26 protein-coding genes are annotated in these 20,974 nt (G+C 47.3%); 14 read left to right on the forward strand and 12 right to left on the reverse strand.

All coding sequences use genetic code 11. The features are described from left to right. Nucleotides 1-28 precede the first annotated feature (28 nt). From AWU56_RS04905 to AWU56_RS04915, 3 genes are read left to right on the forward strand one after another with little or no spacing between them, the layout of a single operon-like run. Complete coding sequence (locus AWU56_RS04905) at nt 29-1,267, forward strand: acyl-CoA dehydrogenase family protein (protein WP_286681915.1); 1,239 nt, start codon at nt 29-31, stop codon at nt 1,265-1,267. Then, a complete protein-coding gene (locus AWU56_RS04910; protein ID WP_286681916.1) occupies nt 1,257-2,339 on the forward strand; it encodes a phosphotransferase family protein in 1,083 nt (360 codons plus the stop codon). The genes AWU56_RS04905 and AWU56_RS04910 overlap by 11 nt, the downstream gene beginning before the upstream one ends. 13 nt (nt 2,340-2,352) lie before the next feature. Next, nucleotides 2,353-3,120, forward strand: a complete 768-nt coding sequence (locus AWU56_RS04915; protein ID WP_006955510.1) for an SDR family oxidoreductase — start codon at nt 2,353-2,355, stop codon at nt 3,118-3,120. Here the strand turns inward: AWU56_RS04915 and AWU56_RS04920 are convergent, their stop codons facing one another. Beyond that, nucleotides 3,121-3,573 carry a hypothetical protein gene (locus tag AWU56_RS04920; RefSeq protein ID WP_006955509.1) on the reverse strand — a complete coding sequence of 151 codons (453 nt, stop codon included), beginning with the start codon at nt 3,571-3,573 and terminating at the stop codon, nt 3,121-3,123. Nucleotides 3,574-3,685: 112 nt separating this feature from the next. Here AWU56_RS04920 and AWU56_RS04925 point away from each other — a divergent pair, with 112 nt between their 5' ends. From AWU56_RS04925 to glnS, 6 genes are read left to right on the forward strand one after another with little or no spacing between them, the layout of a single operon-like run. Next, entirely contained in the window at nt 3,686-3,946 is a 261-nt protein-coding gene (locus AWU56_RS04925) for a hypothetical protein (RefSeq protein WP_006955508.1), read from the forward strand. Between the two features lie 11 nt (nt 3,947-3,957). After that, nucleotides 3,958-4,362: a hypothetical protein gene (locus AWU56_RS04930; protein ID WP_071462569.1), complete on the forward strand. Its 405-nt coding sequence runs from the start codon at nt 3,958-3,960 to the stop codon at nt 4,360-4,362. Between the two features lie 13 nt (nt 4,363-4,375). Further along, the gene (locus AWU56_RS04935) at nt 4,376-5,152 is read left to right on the forward strand and encodes a 5-oxoprolinase subunit PxpA (protein ID WP_071462570.1); all 777 of its coding nucleotides are present in this window, start codon (nt 4,376-4,378) and stop codon (nt 5,150-5,152) included. A gap of 20 nt (nt 5,153-5,172) precedes the next feature. Further along, nucleotides 5,173-5,874, forward strand: a complete 702-nt coding sequence (gene pxpB / locus AWU56_RS04940) for a 5-oxoprolinase subunit PxpB (protein ID WP_286681917.1) — start codon at nt 5,173-5,175, stop codon at nt 5,872-5,874. Further along, nucleotides 5,871-6,812: a 5-oxoprolinase subunit C family protein gene (locus tag AWU56_RS04945; protein ID WP_272978111.1), complete on the forward strand. Its 942-nt coding sequence runs from the start codon at nt 5,871-5,873 to the stop codon at nt 6,810-6,812. Before pxpB ends, AWU56_RS04945 begins: the two co-directional genes overlap by 4 nt. Nucleotides 6,813-6,870: 58 nt before the next feature. Then, nucleotides 6,871-8,553 carry a glutamine--tRNA ligase gene (gene glnS, locus AWU56_RS04950; RefSeq protein ID WP_286681918.1) on the forward strand — a complete coding sequence of 561 codons (1,683 nt, stop codon included), beginning with the start codon at nt 6,871-6,873 and terminating at the stop codon, nt 8,551-8,553. A gap of 39 nt (nt 8,554-8,592) precedes the next feature. Here glnS and AWU56_RS04955 read toward each other — a convergent pair whose 3' ends face one another. The 6 genes from AWU56_RS04955 to AWU56_RS04980 form a co-directional block, all read right to left on the reverse strand. Beyond that, complete coding sequence (locus AWU56_RS04955; RefSeq protein ID WP_286681919.1) at nt 8,593-9,636, reverse strand: saccharopine dehydrogenase family protein; 1,044 nt, start codon at nt 9,634-9,636, stop codon at nt 8,593-8,595. Nucleotides 9,637-9,638: 2 nt separating this feature from the next. Further along, nucleotides 9,639-10,082 (reverse strand): ferric iron uptake transcriptional regulator, encoded by a 444-nt coding sequence (fur, locus tag AWU56_RS04960; RefSeq protein WP_006955501.1) that lies wholly within the window; start codon nt 10,080-10,082, stop codon nt 9,639-9,641. Nucleotides 10,083-10,143: 61 nt separating this feature from the next. Then, nucleotides 10,144-10,671: a flavodoxin FldA gene (gene fldA, locus AWU56_RS04965; protein WP_006955500.1), complete on the reverse strand. Its 528-nt coding sequence runs from the start codon at nt 10,669-10,671 to the stop codon at nt 10,144-10,146. Between the two features lie 3 nt (nt 10,672-10,674). Beyond that, nucleotides 10,675-11,022 carry a LexA regulated protein gene (ybfE, locus tag AWU56_RS04970; protein WP_006955499.1) on the reverse strand — a complete coding sequence of 116 codons (348 nt, stop codon included), beginning with the start codon at nt 11,020-11,022 and terminating at the stop codon, nt 10,675-10,677. Continuing rightward, nucleotides 11,015-11,230, reverse strand: coding sequence for a DUF2788 domain-containing protein (locus AWU56_RS04975; protein WP_006955498.1), 216 nt, complete (start codon nt 11,228-11,230; stop codon nt 11,015-11,017). The genes ybfE and AWU56_RS04975 overlap by 8 nt, the downstream gene beginning before the upstream one ends. A gap of 59 nt (nt 11,231-11,289) precedes the next feature. Continuing rightward, entirely contained in the window at nt 11,290-12,078 is a 789-nt protein-coding gene (locus AWU56_RS04980) for an alpha/beta fold hydrolase (protein WP_286681920.1), read from the reverse strand. Between the two features lie 101 nt (nt 12,079-12,179). On the opposite strand from AWU56_RS04980, the gene AWU56_RS04985 reads away from it, so the two are divergent. Next, entirely contained in the window at nt 12,180-12,668 is a 489-nt protein-coding gene (locus AWU56_RS04985; RefSeq protein ID WP_286681921.1) for a replication initiation regulator SeqA, read from the forward strand. Next, complete coding sequence (pgm, locus tag AWU56_RS04990; protein WP_286681922.1) at nt 12,668-14,299, forward strand: phosphoglucomutase (alpha-D-glucose-1,6-bisphosphate-dependent); 1,632 nt, start codon at nt 12,668-12,670, stop codon at nt 14,297-14,299. The genes AWU56_RS04985 and pgm overlap by 1 nt, the downstream gene beginning before the upstream one ends. A 21-nt stretch (nt 14,300-14,320) precedes the next feature. Here the strand turns inward: pgm and AWU56_RS04995 are convergent, their stop codons facing one another. Further along, nucleotides 14,321-15,610 (reverse strand): MFS transporter, encoded by a 1,290-nt coding sequence (locus AWU56_RS04995; protein ID WP_006955493.1) that lies wholly within the window; start codon nt 15,608-15,610, stop codon nt 14,321-14,323. Between the two features lie 187 nt (nt 15,611-15,797). Between AWU56_RS04995 and AWU56_RS05000 the strand changes: the two genes are divergently transcribed. Further along, nucleotides 15,798-16,910 carry a DUF2066 domain-containing protein gene (locus AWU56_RS05000; RefSeq protein WP_286681923.1) on the forward strand — a complete coding sequence of 371 codons (1,113 nt, stop codon included), beginning with the start codon at nt 15,798-15,800 and terminating at the stop codon, nt 16,908-16,910. Next, nucleotides 16,910-17,638: a DnaA regulatory inactivator Hda gene (gene hda / locus AWU56_RS05005; RefSeq protein ID WP_006955491.1), complete on the forward strand. Its 729-nt coding sequence runs from the start codon at nt 16,910-16,912 to the stop codon at nt 17,636-17,638. The genes AWU56_RS05000 and hda overlap by 1 nt, the downstream gene beginning before the upstream one ends. Here hda and AWU56_RS05010 read toward each other — a convergent pair. Genes AWU56_RS05010 through arsC form a run of 3 tightly spaced genes read right to left on the reverse strand, consistent with a single transcriptional unit; the run spans nt 17,631 to nt 18,965 of the window. Continuing rightward, entirely contained in the window at nt 17,631-18,035 is a 405-nt protein-coding gene (locus AWU56_RS05010; protein ID WP_006955490.1) for a DUF2069 domain-containing protein, read from the reverse strand. The two genes, hda and AWU56_RS05010, sit on opposite strands and share 8 nt — an antisense overlap. A gap of 1 nt (nt 18,036) precedes the next feature. Then, nucleotides 18,037-18,618: an NAD(P)H-dependent oxidoreductase gene (locus tag AWU56_RS05015; RefSeq protein ID WP_006955489.1), complete on the reverse strand. Its 582-nt coding sequence runs from the start codon at nt 18,616-18,618 to the stop codon at nt 18,037-18,039. Then, nucleotides 18,615-18,965, reverse strand: a complete 351-nt coding sequence (arsC, locus tag AWU56_RS05020) for an arsenate reductase (glutaredoxin) (protein ID WP_006955488.1) — start codon at nt 18,963-18,965, stop codon at nt 18,615-18,617. Before arsC ends, AWU56_RS05015 begins: the two co-directional genes overlap by 4 nt. Nucleotides 18,966-19,022: 57 nt before the next feature. Here arsC and AWU56_RS05025 point away from each other — a divergent pair, with 57 nt between their 5' ends. After that, nucleotides 19,023-19,490: a TlpA family protein disulfide reductase gene (locus AWU56_RS05025; protein WP_286681924.1), complete on the forward strand. Its 468-nt coding sequence runs from the start codon at nt 19,023-19,025 to the stop codon at nt 19,488-19,490. Here the strand turns inward: AWU56_RS05025 and bepA are convergent. Continuing rightward, a complete protein-coding gene (gene bepA, locus AWU56_RS05030; RefSeq protein ID WP_286681925.1) occupies nt 19,482-20,954 on the reverse strand; it encodes a beta-barrel assembly-enhancing protease in 1,473 nt (490 codons plus the stop codon). The genes AWU56_RS05025 and bepA overlap by 9 nt on opposite strands. Nucleotides 20,955-20,974: the final 20 nt, after the last annotated feature.

The following is a 20,974-nucleotide window of genomic DNA, read 5'->3' on the forward strand; positions in this document are numbered from 1 at the left end:
GTTATTAGGTATTTAAAGGAAACGTAGAATGGACTTTTCACTTTCAGATAAAAGTTGTGATTATTTGTCACGCGTACAAGAATTTATCGAACAGCATATCGTCCCTTATGAGTCTGATTATCGTAAAGAAAACCAACGTCTTAATGCCGGTCCGCACTGGCGTGAATGGCAGGTGCCACCGCATGTGGCAGAACTAAAAGCCATGGCTAAGAAGGCGGGGTTATGGAACCTGTTTTTGCCCGACGCTGAGCTTGGGCAGGGACTAACAACTCTTGAGTACGCGCCTATAGCCGAGTGTATGGGGCACAGCTTGTTGGCGCCGGAAATCTTTAATTGTAATGCACCTGATACCGGCAATATGGAGGTGCTGTATCACTTTGGGAGTGCCTCGCAAAGGACGCAATGGCTTGAACCTCTCCTGGCAGGGGATATTCGGTCGGTGTTTTGTATGACGGAGCCTGATGTGGCGTCATCTGATGCAACCAACATGCAATCCACGATTACCGCTGACGGCGATGAGTGGGTGATAAACGGACGTAAATGGTGGAGCACAGGGCTTGGGCATCCCGACGCTCAATTTGCCATCGTGATGGGTTTGACGGACGCGGATGCTGATAAGCATAGCCGTCATTCGATGGTGATTGTGCCTTTAAATACACCCGGCGTATATATTGAGCGCATGCTCCCTGCGCTAGGCGAATACGATGCGCCTTATGGTCATGGCGAAGTGGTATTTGATGATGTGCGCGTACCTAAGGACCATATCATCGTGGGACCGGGTGCAGGTTTTAAAATAGCGCAAGGACGTTTAGGTCCAGGCCGTATTCATCATTGCATGCGCGCCATCGGTGCTGCTGAACGGACGCTCGATATGTTTATCGAGCGCGGTACATCGCGTATTGCGTTTGGGCAACCTTTATTAAAGTTGGGTGGCAATACAGAACGTCTCGCAGATTTACGGGTTGCCATTGATCAAGCGCGTTTACTCACCCTTCATGCAGCATGGCAAATTGATAAGGTGGGTGCAATGCAGGCGATTAAAGCGATTTCGTCTATTAAATTGGTTGCGCCGCAAGTACTGCAACGTGTGGTGGATGAAACCATGCAGCTGTATGGTGGCGCCGCGATGTGTCATGATACGCCTTTACCCGATTTATTAGCGGTCGCTAAATCATTGCGTATTGCCGACGGCCCTGACGCAGTGCATCGTGCAACCATTGCTAAAACTGAAGTAAGAGCATGGCAGGAGCGAATGAATGAGCGTTGATGCAAATAGCGTACTTGACCAGTCTTCTCCGGTTAGAACGGAAGAGTCATTACCCATTGAGTCACTTGATGCGTGGCTAAAAGCCGAACTACCTGAGGTGGTCAGTGAGTCTTCGGGCGATTTAGCTATTACTCAGTATACCGGCGGGGCATCAAATTGGACTTATCGACTCGACTACCGAGATATTACTCTTGTTTTGCGTCGTCCTCCCGATGGCACTAAGGCGAAGTCGGCGCACGACATGGGGCGCGAGTATCGTTTTCAAAAAGCGCTTAAGCCGTATTTTCCAGAGGTGCCGGAAGTGCTTGCACACTGCAAGGATGAGTCGGTTATTGGTGCTGAATTTTATGTGATGCGTCATATAGAGGGAATTATTCCGCGTCGTCACTTTCCCCGCCAACTGGAGTTAAGTGAAACACAAGCGCGGCAATTATGTTTAAACGCGATTGACCGCCTTGTCGCGTTACATAATGTAGATATCAATGCATCGGGTCTAAGACGGTTAGCGAAAGGCAAAGGCTATACCCAGCGGCAGGTAGAAGGGTGGTGCAATCGATTTGAGCGGGCGAAAACATGGAACGTATTTGGCGCTAAAAGCATCATGCGCTGGATTCGAGAAAACCAACCGAGCGACGAGACCATTTGCATGACGCACAATGATTTTCGTTTGGACAACTTAGTATTAGATGCCGATGATCCGACTCACATCATTGGCATTCTTGATTGGGAGCTCGCGACGCTCGGTAACCCGCTGATGGACCTGGGTAATGCGTTGGCCTACTGGATTCAATCTGACGACGACAAAATTGCCCGGGCGACGAAACGACAACCGAGTGATTATCCAGGTATGTTAAATAGAGCAGAAATCATCGACTATTATTGTCAGCAGACGGGCGTAGCGGTGGCTGACTTTAAGTTCTATGAGGTGTTTGGTTTATTCCGCCTCGCCGTAATTGCTCAGCAGATTTATTATCGTTATCACCATAAGCAAACGAATAATCCAGCGTTTAAAAACTTCTGGTTTTTGGTCAACTACTTGTTATGGCGTTGCCGTCGCAAAATAAAACAATAAATGGACGTGTATTATGCAAAAACAACAAACCGTATTAATAACGGGCGCCAGTTCTGGACTGGGCGAGGGCATGGCAAGGGAATTTGCCAGTAAAGGGTATCATTTGTGCCTGTGCGCACGGCGCATTGAGCGTTTAGAAGCATTGAAAAGTGAAATCGAGCAAGCTTACCCAAAAGCCAACGTATACATTGCAGCGCTTGATGTTAACCAACACGATGATGTATTTGACGTGTTTGAGCGGTTTAAATCAGAGGCAGGCGCGATTGATAAAATCGTTGTTAATGCTGGGATGGGTAAAGGCGCTTCGTTAGGCACAGGGTACTTTGCCGCTAATCGAGCCACGGCTGAAACGAACTTTGTTGCTGCGTTGGCCCAATGCGAGGCGGCTATGGGTATTTTCAGAGCACAAGAGCGAGGTCATTTGATCACCATCGCCTCGATGAGTGCATTGCGTGGCATGCCGCGTGCAATGACGGTATATGCGGCAACCAAAGCCGGTTTAGCATCGATGTCTGAAGGGATCCGCGCTGATTTGCTTAAGACCTATGGCAACAACAGTCCTATCAAAGTCACCACATTATTCCCGGGTTATATTCGCTCGGAAATTAATGAAAAAGTAAAGAACACACCCTTTATGATTGGCACCGAAGAGGGCTGTCGTAAAATGGTAAAAGCCATAGAGAAAGCGCCCGTCAAAGCCTATGTACCCGGTTGGCCGTGGTGCGTTATTGGTTTTTTAATGAAGCGCTTACCGCTGAGTTGGGTGCTCAAACTGACCTAATTAATCATCGCATGCCGTTGCTTGGTTATCGATTGCGACAGCCAAGCTATGGCTTGTGCCTTCTTTATCCTTGTAGATAAAGACCGGTTCAGCGAGGTTAAAATCGAGCTTGTTGCCCGCATGGGAGACCGTTAGACGACGCTCGTTGAGGCGAATGCGCACACAGGGTTCGCCTGCAACGGTTAACATCCGCTGCCACTCTTCAGTCAAAGGTTCATAGAGCCATATCTCGGTACCCTGCCAAGTCGTTTCTGAACCGCGAGTACATTGATAGGTGTGCACTTCAGCAGCACGATCTTGAGTTTGTTCGAGTTGTTGTAACTGACAGTCACCGGCATGGGGTAGGTCGGGTGCCATGATGGTGTACTGGTACACCACGATACTTATTACGATTAAACCAAAGGTCACGCCAGCGGCCGCAATGATCAGCGCCATTCGTTTAAATATCTGCATGTATTGTTCAATCCCTGTCAGCGTAGGCTCTAAGGTAACATATTCTTTTTTGTCTGTTAAAAAAGCGTTATGGTGGTATTCGACCAAAGCATAATAATAACGAGGTGAATAAATGTGGCAACGTGTTACTGCAATAGTACTGCTGATTGTAGGTTTACTTTTAGCTGTACTCGGAGTCGTAAGCGAGTTTGATACTACCATTCGGCTAACGGGCGCAGGCTTAATGCTGGTGGCTTTAATTTGGCTGTATCGGTTGCCCACGTTGAATAAGCTGAATGAACAAAGTAAACAGCCGCTCAAGTGGTATCAGTCTCCAATTGTTTGGGTGCCCGTGATAGGCATTATTATTTATTGTGTGAGCTTAGCGCTGTAAGGAAAGCAGGCATGAATCTTTTTAAGCGAATTGTCATTTTAGCGGGCGCGGTGGGTCTATTTTTTTATACCGCTTCACAAGACCAATTAGTCGCTGCAATTGCTGACTATCAATTGAGTTGGTATCAACTGGGTGTGCCAGTTGCATGGGGCATCATTTTGGGTGGTTTACTCGCATTGTTGCGTATTCAAAAGCTATTGAGTTGGCTGCCTCCGATTACTTTGATAGCAAGCGGCTTAACGACGATGGGGCTCGTGGGTGCTGTCGCTATTTTCGCTAAACACCAGCTAGTCGTGCTGGCTTTACCTGCCCTGCAAATTGCCAGTATCGGTGTCGGGTTGTATTTGTTTGCAGTGAGCTACACTCGATTAACAGGTGACATTACCGCACGTAAACAAGACAAAACCAAATCATGATATACTTTGTCGTATGAATACGCATACGATTAGAAAAATTACACTCAACTGTGATATCGGTGAGAGCTTTGGCGCTTATAAGATGGGCGAGGATGAACTTATCATGCCGCACATCGACTGCGCTAATATTGCATGTGGCTTTCACGCATCCGACCCACTGACGATGACTCAGACGGTGGCACTGGCAGCACAACACCAAGTCAAGATTGGGGCTCACCCGAGCTATCCAGATCTTGTTGGTTTTGGGCGGCGGCATATGGACTGCTCAGAGCAAGAAATTATTGCTCTCATCATGTATCAAGTCGGTGCACTTAATGGTATCGCCGCACGTTATGATGAATCGGTTGCTTACGTTAAGCCTCACGGTGCGTTGTATAATGATATGCTGCGTGACAGTGAGATATTTAAAGCGGTGTGTAAGGCAGTTAGTTACTTGCAAACCCAACAACGTCAACCGCTACCACTGATGGTTATGGCAACTCCGCAAAACTCTGAGTGGCAGGCATTAGCATCTAACTATGACGTTTACTTATGGTTTGAGGGTTTTGCAGACCGTCGCTATAACCATAAAGGTCGGCTTGTATCACGAAAGCAAAGCGGCTCGGTGCTGACCGAGGAAGCCGATGTACTTGAACAAGCGAACCGGTTTGCTCGACGCGAGCCTATTATTGACAAAGATGGTAACGAGCGAATGATTAGTATCGACTCACTGTGCGTTCACGGCGACAACCCATCCGCGGTCGAAACCGTGTCGAAAATACGTGAGTTACTCCACTCGATACCCGAATAACAACAAGAGGGAAACTGAGCGTGAAACCTTCCATAGTCAATGCGGGTGCTGATGCGGTGATCGTCTATTTTGCAGATGAGATCAGCATCGAGGCGAACCAACGCGTACTGCAACTTGATTCAGCGATAGCCAGCAGCGATTTAGCGATACTCGAAACCGTACCGGCATACTCATCGCTCATGGTTTATTACGATATTACCCGGCATTCAGATACCGATATACGTGCCTCGATCAAAGCTATCATTGAGTCCCTGCCTGAACTCCAACAGGTTAACGCGGAGCAGGGGCAAACACACGTCATTCCTGTTTATTACGACGAGACGGTCGGGCCTGATTTAGCACGTATTGCGGAGCTTCACGAATGTAGTGTCGAGGAGGTTATAGAGCGCCATTGTCGGGACAGCTATCGCGTATATGCATTGGGGTTTGCACCGGGCTTTGCTTACATGGGCGAAGTCGCCGAAGATTTACAGGCACCTCGGCTGGATTCACCTAGAACACGAATTCCAGCGGGGAGTGTTGCCATTGCTGAACGGCAAACAGCAATTTATCCCTTAGCATCGCCTGGCGGTTGGAACATCATTGGTCGCACGACCTTTCCATTATATGAACCTCAGAAAGGCATTCTGAATCAACTTAACTCAGGTGATACGGTGCGATTTAAGGCGATTTCAAAGGATGAGTTTATCGCGGCTGGCGGCTCAGTGGAGGCATTCGAATGATTGAAGTGATTGAACCCGGCATGTACGCCACTATTCAGGATTTTGGTCGCTTAGGTTACTTAAAAAAAGGCTTAACACGCGGCGGACCTATTGATGAGAATGCCTTTTTATGGGGCAACTATCTGCTAAAAAATGAGCCGGGTGCCGCTCAGATTGAAATTGTATTGGGTGGCTCAAAGTTTAAGTTTTCCACCGCTGCTGCAGTCGCCGTGTGCGGTGCAGATGTTAGCTTAAAACTGGATGACGAAGAGCGCAATATTTGGGAGACGTTTCAGGTTGAAGCGGGGCAGGTGTTGAGTATTGGGCCTGCACGTAGCGGATTGCGGGCCTATTTAGCTGTTGCAGGTGGAATACAGGTCAAGCCGCAATGGGGCAGTTGCGCGACGGTTAAGCGTGAGCAATTAGGCGGTCACCGCGGTGATGGTAGTGCGCTGCAAAAAGGCGATACATTGGCTATTGAGTCTTCAACCTGTGAGTTAACGCAGCGCATTCCATGGCGTTACCGTCCTGATTACAGTAAGCCACCGGTCTTAGGTCTGATACCCGGGTTTCAGTACGATCAGTTTGCCATGGCTGAGCGCGAAAAACTGAGTTTCCACGAGTATAAAATTAGCCAGCAAAGCGATCGGATGGGGATTCGACTCGAAGGGCCTGCCATTGAGTATGCGGGCAAAGGTTTAGTGTCAGAGGGAATCAATATTGGCTCAGTGCAGGTGCCACCGAATGGCCAACCTATTATTATGATGAACGATCGCCAAACGTTGGGGGGGTACCCTAAGCTTGGTAATATAAGTCCACTGGATCTGTCACGTTTGGCACAATGTCGACCGGGTCAAACCGTGCAGTTTACTCGAGTTGAAGTTGCTAAAGTACAACAGCAATTAAAGAACTATTATGACTTTTTTGGCATCACACCTGCTTGCCAGACGGATCATTAATTGCGATCATAAGTAATATCCTTTTTTGAGCTCAAAAGTTGTTGGAGAACATACACGCATGTCAGAAACTGAGCATCGTCCAAGTAATTTTATTCGCCAAATTATTGATAAAGATTTGGCAGAAGGAAAGCATACGTCAGTACATACTCGGTTCCCACCGGAACCGAATGGTTTTTTGCACATTGGTCATGCTAAATCAATCGTGTTGAACTTTGGTATTGCCGAAGATTACCAGGGTACCTGTAACCTGCGATTTGATGATACCAACCCATTAAAAGAAAAAGTTGATTACGTCGAGTCGATCAAACGCGATGTTGCTTGGTTAGGTTATCAGTGGGAAGGTAAGCCTCGTTATTCATCGGGGTACTTTGATGAGTTACACGGGTTTGCGATGGAGCTCATTGAAAAGGGACTCGCGTACGTGGATTTCTCTGACCAAGAGACCATGCGTGAAATGCGTGGCACGCTGAAAGAGCCGGGCACCAACAGCCCTTACCGGGACACGTCGGTCGAAGAAAACTTGGATTTATTCAAGCGTATGACAGCGGGCGAATTTAAGGATGGTGAGTGTTGCTTACGAGCTAAAATTGATATGGCATCGCCGTTCATGTGCATGCGCGATCCGGTGATTTATCGCGTGCGACACGTGCATCACCACCAAACCGGTGACAAGTGGTGTGTGTATCCAATGTATGACTTCACACATTGTATTTCTGATGCGTTAGAGGGCATTACGCATTCATTGTGTACTTTGGAGTTTCAAGATAATCGCCGTTTGTACGACTGGGTTTTGGATAATATCAGTATCGACTGTCATCCTCAGCAGATCGAATTCTCGCGCTTGAACTTGCAATATACCGTGATGAGTAAACGCATCATCAATAACTTGGTTGAGGAAGGCAAAGTTTCAGGTTGGGATGACCCTCGTGTATCGAGTATTGCGGGTTTGCGTCGTCGTGGCTACACGCCATCGTCTATCCGTGAGTTCTGTCGTCGTATTGGTGTCACCAAAATGGATAACCAAGTTGAAATGGGTATGCTTGAAGCCTGTATCCGTGATGACTTAAACGAAAACGCACCGCGTGCGATGGCGGTAATGGACCCCATTAAACTGGTTATCGAAAACTATCCAGAGGGTCAGCAGGAGCTACTTGATGCGCCTAATCATCCGAATAACCCGGATATGGGGAGCCGCCAAGTAACTTTCTCACGTGAAGTCTACATTGAACGTGAAGACTTCCGTGAATCGGCTAACAAGAAGTTTAAGCGACTGGTGTTAGACAAAGAAGTTCGTCTCAGAAATGGTTATGTGGTTAAGGCTGAACGCTGTGATGTTGATAGTGACGGGCAAGTAACGACCGTATACTGTACCTATGACCCTGATACTTTGGGCAAAGATCCAGCCGATGGTCGTAAAGTGAAAGGCGTTATCCATTGGGTTTCGGCAGATACAGCGAAAGAAGCTGAGTTTCGTATCTATGACCGTCTGTTCCGTGTGCCGAATCCTGCTGCGGAAGATGACTTGTTCGCTGCGCTAAACCCTGACTCACTCGTGGTTAAGCACGGCTTTGTTGAAGCCAACTTAGCCGAGGCGAAAGTTGAGCAACCGTACCAGTTTGAACGTTTAGGTTATTATGTGTTGGATAGTGACGCTGAGAAAGAACAGCGCCTTATCTTTAACCAAACCGTGGGTCTACGTGATAGCTGGGCTAAAATCGAACAGCAGGGCGATGCTGCATAAGTGCTTATCAACAAAAAAACCGGCTCATGAGCCGGTTTTTTAATGTTCAATAAACGAGTCGAGTAGTTTGGCGCCACATAGGCGAGATGGCGTGTAATAGCCACCTGGCAAAGCTTCATGTTGTAAAATATAAAGTGCGACTTCAACGGCTCCTTCTGCTGTGACGGTATAGCCATTTTTTATTTTGAAGCGCATAGACTTCGTGTCTCCACGTTTATTTTTGACCTCTCCCCAAATATAGGTCGGGTTGGCTTTACGCGCGCTTTCATCCGGACCTGAGCTATCACGTTGATCAACCTTTGCCTTGAGCTGCTTTTGTATCCAACGTGATTTAAATATCCAACGAAACCAATTAACCAGACGGAGCCGTTTAATCAGTTTGGGCGGCGCTGGAATATAGACCTCAATATTGGGTATCGACGTGGTGTAAAATGCGGTCGCCACATCGCCCCATGGAATGGTCATCGCCGACTTAACACCGTTACCAAAGTCAATGCGGCGCTCTTTCCATGCCAATGGCACTGAGCTGACAATACCGTCGATACGCGCAGCACCTCCATGCCCTAAACGCTCAATACTCGTTTTAGCCGTACCACGACTCATTCTGGACGCCGAATCAAACCCCAAAGCAAGGTGTGTTGCGTCGGGCATCTGTGCGTATAAACGCGCAGCCAAGCAATCCGTAGGAATAACATCGAAGCCCACACCTGGGCAGAGCACGATACCTGCTTTTTTAGCAGCCTCAGACTGCGAGTGTGCATATTCAAACACGTCAATCTCGCCAGTAATATCAAGATAATGCGTAGCGGTGCTAATACAGGCTTGAATGAGCGGGGCGGCCGTTTTGCTGAAAGGACCTGCACAATTGATAACCAGATCGATGTCAATCAGTTGCTGTTTGACCTGTGACGGATCTGAAAGGCTGAAAACACGGTGCTGGAGCTGAAGCGCCCCAGCGAAGTGTTCGATTTCGGTTGCGTTACGCCCTGCAAGTACAGGGTGATAACCTCGTGCGACGGCTTTATGAGCAATGAGTTTACCTGAGTATCCATTTGCACCATAGATAAGCCAACGCAGTGCCATCGTTAGGCTTCCTCAGCTGCTTTATATTCGCAACCTTCACCTCGTTGACACTCGCCATAAAGATATAAGCTATGATTAGTTAGTTTGATTTTATTTTGCTCGGCAATACGTACCTGACGTTCTTCGATAACATCATCTTCGAACTCAAACACGTGACCGCAGGTTAAGCACACCAAATGATCGTGGTGTTCTTTCGCACTGAGTTCAAAGACCGAACGACCGCCTTCAAAATGGTGACGGGTAATAATACCTGCATCATCGAACTGGTTTAACACGCGGTAAACCGTGGCGAGGCCAATTTCATCCTTTTGCTCAAGCAAAATCTTGTAGACGTCTTCGGCACTGATATGCTGATTATCTGGTTGCTTAAGGATCTCCAAAATTTTTACGCGTGGGGACGTTACTTTAAGACCAGCTTTTTTCAATTGTTCATCATTTGTCGCCATGGTGCTCTTCGCTTTTTGTTTAGTTGTTCAATAGCTCTGCTCAAAATAGCGCAAAACCATCCTAGTTGGCTAGCTCTGCGAGACACATCTCTTCATAAACCTGTTTACACCATTGGGTAACACGGTCTTTTGTCAGTTCTGGCTGACGATCTTCATCGATACCTAAACCCACAAAATGATTTTCATCGACCAACCCTTTTGACGCCTCAAAGTGATAGCTCTCGGTTGGCCAATGACCAACAATGATTGCTCCTCTTGCTTCAACGATATCGCGCACCATACCCATTGCGTCTAGGAAGTACTCGGCGTAATCCTCTTGGTCTCCGCAGCCGAAGATGGCGACGAGTTTGTCAGTAAAATCAATTTCTTCTAACTCAGGGAAGAAGTCATCCCAGTCACACTGCGCTTCCCCGTAATACCAAGTGGGGATACCAAATAAAAGAAGATCGTAGCTCGCAATATCTTCCTTACTCGATTTTGCAATATCTTTGACCTCAACAAGCTTTTTGCCGAGTTCTTTTTCAATCATGTGGGCGACCGCTTCGGTATTACCCGTATCACTTCCAAAGAAAATTCCAACAGTTGCCATAAATCAACTTTCACCTGATTTTACTAAATTAACGACAGCTGGCAGCACTTGTTCTTGGTTTGCCAGCGAGATTTTAATCATCGCTTCGACTAAATCGCTGCGGGTGCAGCCCGAGGATGATGCGACTTCGTTCAAATGCTCATGCACTGACTGGTCGACTTTCAATTCTATTCGCTTTCTACCTTGACGTCGGTCTCGTTGCAGTTGCCGACGCTTATTAATTTTTAACTGCTCATTACGTGGTAGTGGATTTGTTCGAGGTCGACCTTTACGCGGTTGATCAAGGAACAAATCGATCGTTACTTTATCCGTGTTTTCTTTTGCCATGTGTTTTCGGTCGATTTTAGACACCGACCTCCCAAATCACTTGGATAATGCCTTTAGCAATAAAACCAAAGCAGCCAAGAAACAACACCATCCATACGATAATGCGTCCGAATTTGGGGACCGATGAGCGATTAAGCACATCTCGAATAGCTAAGCCTATTAGTAAGAAAAGTATACCTAGCGTAATATTAGTAACGAGTACTTCTATTTGCTCATAATATTCAGCCAACATCCTTAAGATACCACCCTATAGGCCGACAGAAACGCCTCTTATAATAGCACAGTCGACCGTTAAAGACGACCGTGGCTCGCTAGAAAATCCTTTACAAGACGATTGAAAATGCGCGGTTTTTCGGCGTGTAACCAATGCCCAGTGTTTTCAACAACTTTAACCTGCGTATTACTAAAACGCTCGGTGACTTGCGATTTATGTTGTTCGGTTAGATAGTCTGAATTCCCGCCTTTTATAAACAAACAAGGGCCGGAATAATCGCCATGGCTGACACTGCCGGCGATATCGTCATATCGCTCGGTAATCGCGGTTAAATTGAGTCGCCACGCGAAATGGTCGCCATCCTTGCGGAGGTTTTTCAGTAAAAATTGGCGCACACCTTTTTCTTTGATCACCGAACTCAGTTGTTTATCAGCATCCGTGCGGCTCGTTATTTGGTGTAAATCTAAACCCGCTAAGGCATCTAATATTGTGTTGTGATGAGCAGGATAGGCGACTGGAGCAATATCTGCGAACACCGCTGCTTGGACACGCTCTTCGTAGCGCATAGCCACTTCCATGGCAATCTTACCGCCCATGGAATGACCAACTAACGAAAACTTCTTTAAGGCTAATGCATCTGCAAGTGCCACAATATCGTCCGCCATTTCCGTATAGGTCATACTGTCATGGTGAGGAGAATCACCGTGATTGCGAGCGTCGGGTAGAACACAGAAGTAGTCGCGCTCCAAATCGCGAGCAAGGCTCTTTAGGTTATCTCCATCTCCGAACAACCCGTGAATGATAATAACGGCGGGATTCTGCTTGTCACCCATGGTTTCGTAATGCAGTAATTCTGACTCTGCCATCGTTGTGCCTTTAGTGTTAAACTTTGCTAATATTTTCCGAGCTTTAGTGGTTGGTTGCAAGTCAACCCTGCGAATCGATAACAATGAGGAATTAAAAACCGATGAAACGCATCGAAGTTGAAGACGATTTATACGCGTATATCGCGAGCCACACGCAACAAATCGGTGAGAGCGCATCAGATATTTTGCGCCGTCTATTGGGCTTCGACAGCATTGCTCAGGTTGAACCGGTGCAGGTCGAAGAGCGTGCTACTGACTCTGTGTTTAACCGTCTAAATCAGCAAGATGTTAATGTACAGAAAAGCGTAGTGGCACGATTTCTCTACATTTTGAGCATGCTGTATAAGACTCATCCCGAACAGTTTGAAACCGTATTGACTATTCGCGGCCGTGACCGCCAATATTTTGCCCGTTCGGAAGAGGCGTTGCTGACCAGTGGTAATAGTACGAATCCTAAGGCGATTCCCTCATCACCTTTTTGGGTGGTGACGAACAATAATACGACGAAGAAAAAATCGATGTTGACTCAGGTTGCGCAAAAGCTTGGATACAGCAAACCTGAAGTCGAGCAAATTAGGGACTTTTTATAATGACGGTGCATGAACGAGCGGGGCAGCCCGCAACCGCAGCGGATAGCGTAAACATCGCGCAGTTGGTCAGTGCATATTATGTGTATGAGCCAGACCCACGTAAAGCTCATCAAAAAGTGAGTTTTGGAACATCGGGTCATCGCGGTTCTGCGCTGGCGCGAAGTTTCAATGAAGCACATATTCTAGCAATTGCACAAGCAATTTGTGCCTATCGTGAAGAACAAGGCATTGAGGGTCCGATTCTACTCGGCAAGGACACCCATGCACTTTCAGAGTCGGCTTACATTTCGGCACTCGATGTGTTTTTAGGTAATGGGTTAGAAGTACATGTACAAACAAAGCATGGTTATACGCCCACGCCTGCATTGAGTCACGCTATTTTGATGTACAACGCAAACCATCAAAAGCAATGTGACGGGGTGGTCATCACGCCTTCACATAATCCACCACAGGATGGCGGCTTTAAATATAATCCGCCGCATGGGGGACCGGCTGATGCTGATGCTACGCGAGTCATTGAAAAATATGCGAATGCACTACTGTCGTCTGGGCTTCAAGGCGTTAATACCTGTGAACGGGAAGATGTGTTATCACATCCAAAGTTAGTCTTTGTTGATTGGCGTAAGCACTATATTGACGATCTGCCCCGCTGTATCAATATGGACCTTATCAAAGGCGCAAACCTGCGTCTTGCGGTCGATGCAATGGGTGGCGCAGGTGCTGATTATTGGCACCAAATCGCTGAGACTTATGGGCTCAATATCGATATTTTCAACGATCACGTCGACCCAGGCTTTCAGTTTATGACCCTCGATAAAGACGGCAAGATACGCATGGATTGCTCATCACCTTATGCGATGACAGGTCTGTTGGCTTATAAAGATCGATACGATTTAGCCGGGGGAAATGACCCCGATTATGATCGCCACGGTATCGTTACGCCGGATGGCCTAATGAATCCTAATCATTACCTTGCTGTGGCTATTGATTATTTGTGTAAGTCGCGGGAATGGGCAGCCGATGTTGCAATCGGTAAAACACTCGTTTCTAGCCAAATGATAGATCGCGTTGTAGAAGATAATCAGCGTAAGGTTTATGAAGTGCCTGTTGGCTTCAAGTGGTTCGCTCAGCAGCTGCGTGATGGTGATATTGGTTTCGCAGGCGAGGAAAGTGCAGGAGCCACTTTGCTTGATCGCCAAGGTGATGTTTGGACCACCGATAAAGACGGTATCGTGATGGTATTGTTGGCGGCAGAGCTGCAAGCTGCCACCGGTGAATCCCCGAGCGCTTATTACAAAAAATTATGTGCGCAGCACGGCGAAGCGTTTTATCAGCGGGTTGATACGACATCGTCGTTGGAACAGAACGCGCGCTTCAAGGATATTCGAGCCTACAAATTGAAATTAACCACGTTAGCTGAAAGTAACGTTGTCGATATTTTTACAAAAGCGCCGGGTAATGACGCTCAGTTTGGCGGTGTCAAGGTCGTGTTAGAAGATGGCTGGTTTGCCGCACGACCCTCAGGCACTGAGCCGGTTTATAAAATCTATGCGGAAAGCTTTAAATCAGCCGCACACCTCGAGCAAATCATTGCTGAAGCGCGCGACTGGGTCGCTGAGCTTATTCAGTAATTGTTAGTGTACTGAAGCGCGTTAGCGCTTCAGTACCGCCGTACCATCCACTTCTTCTTCGGTATCGTCCTCTTCATCTGGCGCCTCTTCCGCCATGGAAGTTAATAGCTCATCGGAGGTTTGTGACGGTGCTAGAATAGCAAAGTTGCTGTGTAATTGTTCCTCAGCTTTAGCACGACGCGTGATGCGGTACAGTGCGTAACAACCCACAAAAGCGGTGAGACCACCAAGCAGTAGAAAGAAGTAGTTAATAGCACCGAACTGCATTAACGCAGCGACCGCCGGCGCACCAATGATACTACCTGCACCACCGATTTTGATGATAGCGCCCGTGGCACCAACCATCTGGTCTTTCTCGAGGTAATCGTTGGTGTGTGCCATACCGAGCGAGTAGAGCGGTAGAATAAAGGCGCCAAGCACCGCTACGACTAGATAAATGAGTAAGGCATTTCCGGCACCAAGCTGAGCAAGTAAAATAGCTGCAGCGGTTCCGCCTGCGGCACAAATGGCGATAACAATACGACGATCAATGCGATCTGATAGCAAGCCAAACGGTGTTTGCGAGAGAAGTCCGCCGACTATAAACGCTGACATAAAGAACGTGATCTGTAGTACGGAAAGACCAATATACGAAGCATACATCGGACCGATACCGTAAAACATGGCGTAACATGCTTGCATTACAAATGCGTTGATAACCCCCAATGGTACTGTATTCAATAACATTTTAACGGGTACCTTGCGATTTTCGTGCGTGGTTGGCTCAACGGTAACGCTTACTAAGATGGGGATTAGCGCTAAATTGATAAGCAGTACCACAATGGCAAAGGCGATAAAGCCGCCGGGATCTGCGACACCGAGTATTAACTGACCGGCAATCAGACCACTGTAAATGATAACGAGGTAAATGGATAACAAGGTGCCACGGCTCTTGTTATCAGCCATGGTATTTAGCCAACTTTCAACAATGACGAAGATGCCTGATATCGCAAAGCCAGTCACAAACCGCATGACAAACCAGACGACAGGGTCAATCCAGATAGCTTGAACTAACACGCTGGCCGCGGCGAGGGCAGCCAGTCCGCCAAACGAACGTATATAACCGACTCGACGAATATCTTTGGGGGCGCGAGTCGAGCCAAATAAATAGCCAATAAAGTAGGCCGACATGATAAAACCAGTGACTAAGGTGCCAAAACCTTCAATCGTGGCGCGTAAACTGAGGAGCGTACTGGTCATACCGACACAGACCCCAATCAAGCTGATACTCGATAATAACGAGCTAATGCCACGTAATTGTTTTTTAAGCATAATGTTCCTAGTCACAAAATTTGTTTCATTTTAGCGAGGTGACCGGTTTTTGACTAGGCTATCGATAAATTACTTGAATTTACGTTGTCGAGGGCATTCCCACAAGGTTATCCACAAGTTGTCACTTGCCGTGTTGCGTTTGGGTGTTTAACATGCATTTCATGAACGATTTTTTGAAGGCTGGCCTATGATGCGCGCAACAGTTCAATACTTCATCTGTATGGTAAGTTTATTACTGTGCTTCTCGGCACAGGGTCGACTTATTGATGATCTTTTCTCAGCGGAAATAGAAGTGTCTTCGCAGGCAGCGAGCCAACGTGATGAAGCGTTGCGCACAGCGTTTGAACAGGTGATATTAAAAATATCGGGAAGCGAGAAGACACTCGAGCATCGTGCAATAAAGAATGCTAAGAGTCAGTTGGACGACTACCTATTACAGTACGGTTATCGGCGTAACGGGAATACGTTATATCTTACCGCCAACTTTGATGGACGTAAGCTGTCTGAGTTATTTAAGGTTAATCAACTGCCCTACTGGGGGAGTCGACGTCCGGAATTGTTGATGTGGGTAGCCAGTAGCGACGAGCGTGGCAAACGGCATATTTTAGCAGCAAACGACGAGTCTATCTTTATTCAACAGATCCGCCACCTCGCTAAGCAACGCGGTTTACCCTTACAGTTTCCTTTAATGGATTTGACGGATGCAACGTCAGTCTCTATTTCTGACATTTGGGGACGTTTTTTGACCCCTATTGGCGACGCTTCACAGCGATATCGAGCAGATGGCTATTTGGTCGCGAAGGTAGCAGAACGCGGCGTGACGGATGATGAACCTAAAGCCGAGGGCGAAGCCGAAAAAGGCCGTTGGCGGTTAGACTGGGTGGTCCGTGTGGGCGATATTAGAAAGTCGGGCGAAGTGTTTGCAAATTCACGCGACTTTCTTGCAGGTCCGTTCATGAATCAATTGCATGAATCGCTTGCTAATGAATTTGCTTTGATTGCGTCAGGTGAGAGTCAGTTGATTCAGTTTCCTATTCGTGTGGAAGGTTTGCAGGGTTGGCAAAGTATTCTAGATATTCAAAGGTTCATTGCGAGTGTGACCTCTGTACAGCAAGTCAAGCTAACTGATTACAGCCCAACATTCAGCCGCTTTGAGGTGACCTTAACGGATACGCCCGATCATCTGTTACAAGCTATTGAGTTAGATGGGCGTTTACAACAAAAGCGTCGCGATCCCTTTGCTTTGCGCGAGCAAAGCGCTGAGGAGGAAACGACTTATCGGTGGGTGGCAACAGAATAATGACAGCCGGTAAGCAACAACCTCAGCAACTAACACTTGCAGTGCAGTTGCCTGATGATGAAAATTTTACCACCTACTTAGAGCAACAGAATGATAATGTGGTGCGTTGGCTCAAGCAAATCGCAACAAAACCTCTGAGTGAAACGCAGGGCGAACGCTTGACACTTTTATCAGGTCCTTCGGGCTCAGGGAAAAGTCACCTGTTACATTCGATTGTCTCATTAGCTGGACAACACACCCAAGTCATGTATTTGCCGTTGGCGGATTTGAAAGAAAGCAACGCCGAGCAAGTGCTAGCAGGCTTGGATGCATTCAATATTATCTGTCTAGATGATATTGATACGGTACTTAAGGACCCCACTTGGTGCTATGAGTTATTCAAATTAATTAACACGATTACAGATGCTGAGCACTGTCGCTTGATGATGACCGCTCATGCGAGTGCGAGTCAGTTATCAGTTGAACTCGCTGACTTGCGTTCTCGTTTACAATGGGCAACGGCGTTTCAACTCAGCCCACTCAATGATGATGGCAAGGCAAGCGCATTGACGCTTCGTGCACAATGGCGAGGTTTGCAGTTGCCGCACGATGTGGCTATCTTCATGTTGCATCGGTTGGGACGCGATATGGCAGGGTTGTTGGCGCACTTAGATCAACTCGATAAAGCCTCTATCGCGCACCAACGAAAACTCACGATTCCATTTGTGAAACAAGTATTGGCTATTTAGCCTCTTTTTGCTTTTTAAGGCCCAGCCCTAATTCACGTCCGCGGTGCCGTGCAAACCCTGTTGCACCGACAAAAGCAACTGTCGTGAAAAGTATTTCTAAAACTGACCATACACGTTCATCAGGATGTGTGTATACGGTTGTGAGTCCGTGCAAAAAGTAGAACATCAAAATAAAATTAAACCAAGCGTGTGTGTAGGGCTTCCCTTTAACTAATCCAACGAGTGGAAATAACATCGGTAAAACCCAAAAAATTAACGATAGGTAAGTGGGTAGGGCACTCGTGTCACTTTCTGGAATGAGACCATGCCACAGAATCAGAAGTGCCAACAGCAGCCAGTAACCGGTCTGTGTGGCGATGCGAAAAAAGCGTGTTTTTGGTGCCATTTGAACGGCCATGTTATGCATCCTTGGTTGATTTTAGCTGTTGTGCAATTGTTGCAACTCGTTGACCCAAAGCAACGGCACTGGCTCGCTCATTGGCCGATAATGTCAAATTGGATGATGCATTTAACGCACCAGCACCGTAAGGCGAACCACCTGCATTATCGTGATGTAAACTCGGTTGCTCATAAGGAATGCCCGTTAGTAGCATGCCGTGATGAAGCAGAGGCAATGCCATATTAAGTAGGGTACTCTCTTGACCACCGTGTAATGAACTGGTTGTCGTAAAAACGGCTGCAGGTTTATCAATTAGATCACCATTTAGCCATTCGCGGCTGGTCGTCTCCCAAAATTTTTGCAGGTGTGCGCTCATGTGACCAAAACGAGTTGGACTTCCCATTATTAACGCATCACAGTTGATCAGCTCATTTTTATCAAGAAGTAAATCACGCATACTCGCGGCATCGCTATCGGTTTCGACCGTGCGTAAAAGCGCTTCAGCTCCGGTTGCCTGAACGCCTTCGGCTATGGCATCTGCAAGTAAACGTGTCTGACCGCCTCGGCTAAAATAAAATATGACGACGTTACAGCCACTCACTTTATCAACTCCAACGCATTCTCCGGCGGGCGTCCTAATACGGCCTTCTCACCCTTAACGACAATCGGACGTTCAATAAGCTTGGGGTTATTGACCATCGAAGTGAGCAATACCTCATCATCCGACTCGTCGGCTAACTTAAGTTCCTTATATACCGCTTCTTTTGTGCGCATCAGTTGTCTAGGGCTGATATCGAGTTTATTCAGCAAACTGCTCAGTTCGGCTTGACTTGGTGGGGTTTCGAGGTATTTGATAATGGTTGGCTCGATACCATGCTGTTGCAATAACTCAAGCGTTTGGCGTGACTTTGAACAACGCGGATTATGGTATATGGTAACTTTAGACATATTGATTCACTCTATTAGTCAAACGTTGTTTCTTATCATAACGAATACGGGCCGAATATGAAATTGTCATTGCTAGTTGCGACAGTGTTAGCATTGGGTGTAGTGGGTTGTTCACAAGAGCCGGACATTCAACTCAACAACGAAAGCCAGATAAACTGGCAAAATGGTAAAGCGAACACCGTGGTGGTGAATTACTTCGCCGAGTGGTGCACTCCCTGCCTGCGTGAGTTGCCTGAACTTAACGAGTTTTATCACAACGAAGTCAGTGACGACAGCCAACTAACACTGATTGGCATCAGTTTTGATCCGATGAGTAATCAGCAAATCAACGCGCTGGCGGAAAAACATGATATTGATTTTCCTTTGGCGTTGAGCCTGCCAGCACCGAAATTACCGTTTGATAAGCCGGGTATGTTACCGGCCACTTACATTGTTGGTCCAGGTGGAAAGGTGACCGGTCCACTGTTGGGTGAGCAAACACGAGCGAGTCTACGAAAAGCGATTGCTAAAGTGCGCTCAGAGTAGTCCTTTCAGGCGTTCCTTTTCGGCGCGTAATTGGTCAATACGCGCGTTAAGTCGTTTCTCGGTTAGCTTATTCTGTGTGTGATTTTGCGCTGTTTGTAGTTGATCAATAGCAAGATCGAAACCACCGCGGAGTGCCAAGGCTTCCGCGCGTGTCTCGTACATCGCGGCTCTATCAGAAGTTCGCTGATAGGCATCGGTAAGCAGATCGAGGGCAATTAATGAATCTGGTTCAGCTAACAGATAATTGCGCAATAATTTCACGCCCAGCTCAGCCTCATTTGAACGAATCGCAGCATTCGCGTAGTTGAGTATAATCACCGGATCGTCAGGGCTTCGTGTGTACTCACGCTTCAGCATATCAAGTGCCTTACCATTTTGTTCCAAGGCAAGGTAAATATCGGTTTGCACATCAATATAGAAACGATTTCTAGGATCGCGCTCAAGTAACGGGGTTAACCATTGTTGTGCCGTATCAGGATTGCTTGCATCGAGTGCTCTGATGGCCAATGCATAGCCGCCGGCTTGTTGAGTGATGATATTATCGCTTTTGGTCATTTTAACGAACTCACTATTCGGCGTGCTGCGTGTATAACGCGCATCAACTCGCGCTTTAGCAAGTTCAAAGTTTAGACTTTGTGGTACATCACGACGACCTAATGCCTCAGCACGGGTGCGCGTATCCGCAATACGGGACTCGGGAACGGGGTGAGTCAGTAACATTTCAGGAGGTTTTGATACGTAACGGTATTGGTCGGCTAGACGACCAAAAAAATTAGGCGCCCCCATGGGGTCAAAACCGGCATTGGCGAGTGTTGTTATGCCAATACGATCGGCTTCTTGTTCAAATAGGCGTGTATAATTGATTTGTGCCTGACCCGTTGCGCCGATCGTTGTGTAGAGTCCGGCAGCGCCTGCTTCTGGATTGGCAATCCCTAACAAGATAGAGCCAATCACGCCGGCTATTGTGAGCGGCATGTTCTGTTGTTGCTCTTGCATACTCCGCACAATATGGCGCTGAGTTACGTGTGCTATTTCGTGCCCTAGGACCGCTGCGAACTCAGACTCATTGCGAGCTTGCTGAATGAGCCCGGTATGGACACCAACATATCCCCCCATAAAGGCGAACGCATTTATTTCGTTAATATTTAACCAAAAAAATGAGAAAGGGTAGCGCACGTTGTCCGCATTACGCACTAAACGTTGACCAACATCTTTAAGATAGCTGTTTAATACAGGATCCTGAATAATAGGCGCCGTTGCGCGTAGTTGGCGCATATAGTAGTCGCCAACGACTTTTTCTCGCTCAATACTCATAAAGCCCGCTCCGGTGGTGCCGATTTCGGGCAGATTTCTATGTTGCTGAGCAAGGGCCTCGGGTGCTTGAAACGCGGAGGGAAGCGCTAGCATGAGCGCAAGCGCGATCCCGCTTGTCATAAAGCGCTGAGTTTTTCTGAGATACAACATTCACATTAACCGCTGTTATA

It is taken from the genome of Idiomarina sp. T82-3, from assembly GCF_001577655.1.
Classification (GTDB): Bacteria; Pseudomonadota; Gammaproteobacteria; order Enterobacterales; family Alteromonadaceae; genus Idiomarina; species Idiomarina baltica.

What these genes read in the sequence shown, in the direction of transcription:
- fldA (WP_006955500.1), bottom strand. Translation starts at nt 10,671, where the DNA reads ATGGCAACTGTTGGAATTTTCTTTGGAAGTGATACGGGTAATACCGAA.
- AWU56_RS04915 (WP_006955510.1), top strand. Translation starts at nt 2,353, where the DNA reads ATGCAAAAACAACAAACCGTATTAATAACGGGCGCCAGTTCTGGACTG.
- AWU56_RS05010 (WP_006955490.1), bottom strand. Translation starts at nt 18,035, where the DNA reads ATGGCCGTTCAAATGGCACCAAAAACACGCTTTTTTCGCATCGCCACA.
- AWU56_RS04955 (WP_286681919.1), bottom strand. Translation starts at nt 9,636, where the DNA reads ATGGCACTGCGTTGGCTTATCTATGGTGCAAATGGATACTCAGGTAAA.
- AWU56_RS04920 (WP_006955509.1), bottom strand. Translation starts at nt 3,573, where the DNA reads ATGCAGATATTTAAACGAATGGCGCTGATCATTGCGGCCGCTGGCGTG.
- AWU56_RS04930 (WP_071462569.1), top strand. Translation starts at nt 3,958, where the DNA reads ATGAATCTTTTTAAGCGAATTGTCATTTTAGCGGGCGCGGTGGGTCTA.
- AWU56_RS04925 (WP_006955508.1), top strand. Translation starts at nt 3,686, where the DNA reads ATGTGGCAACGTGTTACTGCAATAGTACTGCTGATTGTAGGTTTACTT.
- glnS (WP_286681918.1), top strand. Translation starts at nt 6,871, where the DNA reads ATGTCAGAAACTGAGCATCGTCCAAGTAATTTTATTCGCCAAATTATT.
- hda (WP_006955491.1), top strand. Translation starts at nt 16,910, where the DNA reads ATGACAGCCGGTAAGCAACAACCTCAGCAACTAACACTTGCAGTGCAG.
- AWU56_RS05025 (WP_286681924.1), top strand. Translation starts at nt 19,023, where the DNA reads ATGAAATTGTCATTGCTAGTTGCGACAGTGTTAGCATTGGGTGTAGTG.
- AWU56_RS04910 (WP_286681916.1), top strand. Translation starts at nt 1,257, where the DNA reads ATGAGCGTTGATGCAAATAGCGTACTTGACCAGTCTTCTCCGGTTAGA.
- pgm (WP_286681922.1), top strand. Translation starts at nt 12,668, where the DNA reads ATGACGGTGCATGAACGAGCGGGGCAGCCCGCAACCGCAGCGGATAGC.
- AWU56_RS04975 (WP_006955498.1), bottom strand. Translation starts at nt 11,230, where the DNA reads ATGTTGGCTGAATATTATGAGCAAATAGAAGTACTCGTTACTAATATT.
- arsC (WP_006955488.1), bottom strand. Translation starts at nt 18,965, where the DNA reads ATGTCTAAAGTTACCATATACCATAATCCGCGTTGTTCAAAGTCACGC.
- AWU56_RS04995 (WP_006955493.1), bottom strand. Translation starts at nt 15,610, where the DNA reads ATGCTTAAAAAACAATTACGTGGCATTAGCTCGTTATTATCGAGTATC.
- AWU56_RS04985 (WP_286681921.1), top strand. Translation starts at nt 12,180, where the DNA reads ATGAAACGCATCGAAGTTGAAGACGATTTATACGCGTATATCGCGAGC.
- AWU56_RS04945 (WP_272978111.1), top strand. Translation starts at nt 5,871, where the DNA reads ATGATTGAAGTGATTGAACCCGGCATGTACGCCACTATTCAGGATTTT.
- fur (WP_006955501.1), bottom strand. Translation starts at nt 10,082, where the DNA reads ATGGCGACAAATGATGAACAATTGAAAAAAGCTGGTCTTAAAGTAACG.
- AWU56_RS04905 (WP_286681915.1), top strand. Translation starts at nt 29, where the DNA reads ATGGACTTTTCACTTTCAGATAAAAGTTGTGATTATTTGTCACGCGTA.
- AWU56_RS05000 (WP_286681923.1), top strand. Translation starts at nt 15,798, where the DNA reads ATGATGCGCGCAACAGTTCAATACTTCATCTGTATGGTAAGTTTATTA.
- AWU56_RS04935 (WP_071462570.1), top strand. Translation starts at nt 4,376, where the DNA reads ATGAATACGCATACGATTAGAAAAATTACACTCAACTGTGATATCGGT.
- AWU56_RS04980 (WP_286681920.1), bottom strand. Translation starts at nt 12,078, where the DNA reads ATGGCAGAGTCAGAATTACTGCATTACGAAACCATGGGTGACAAGCAG.
- bepA (WP_286681925.1), bottom strand. Translation starts at nt 20,954, where the DNA reads ATGTTGTATCTCAGAAAAACTCAGCGCTTTATGACAAGCGGGATCGCG.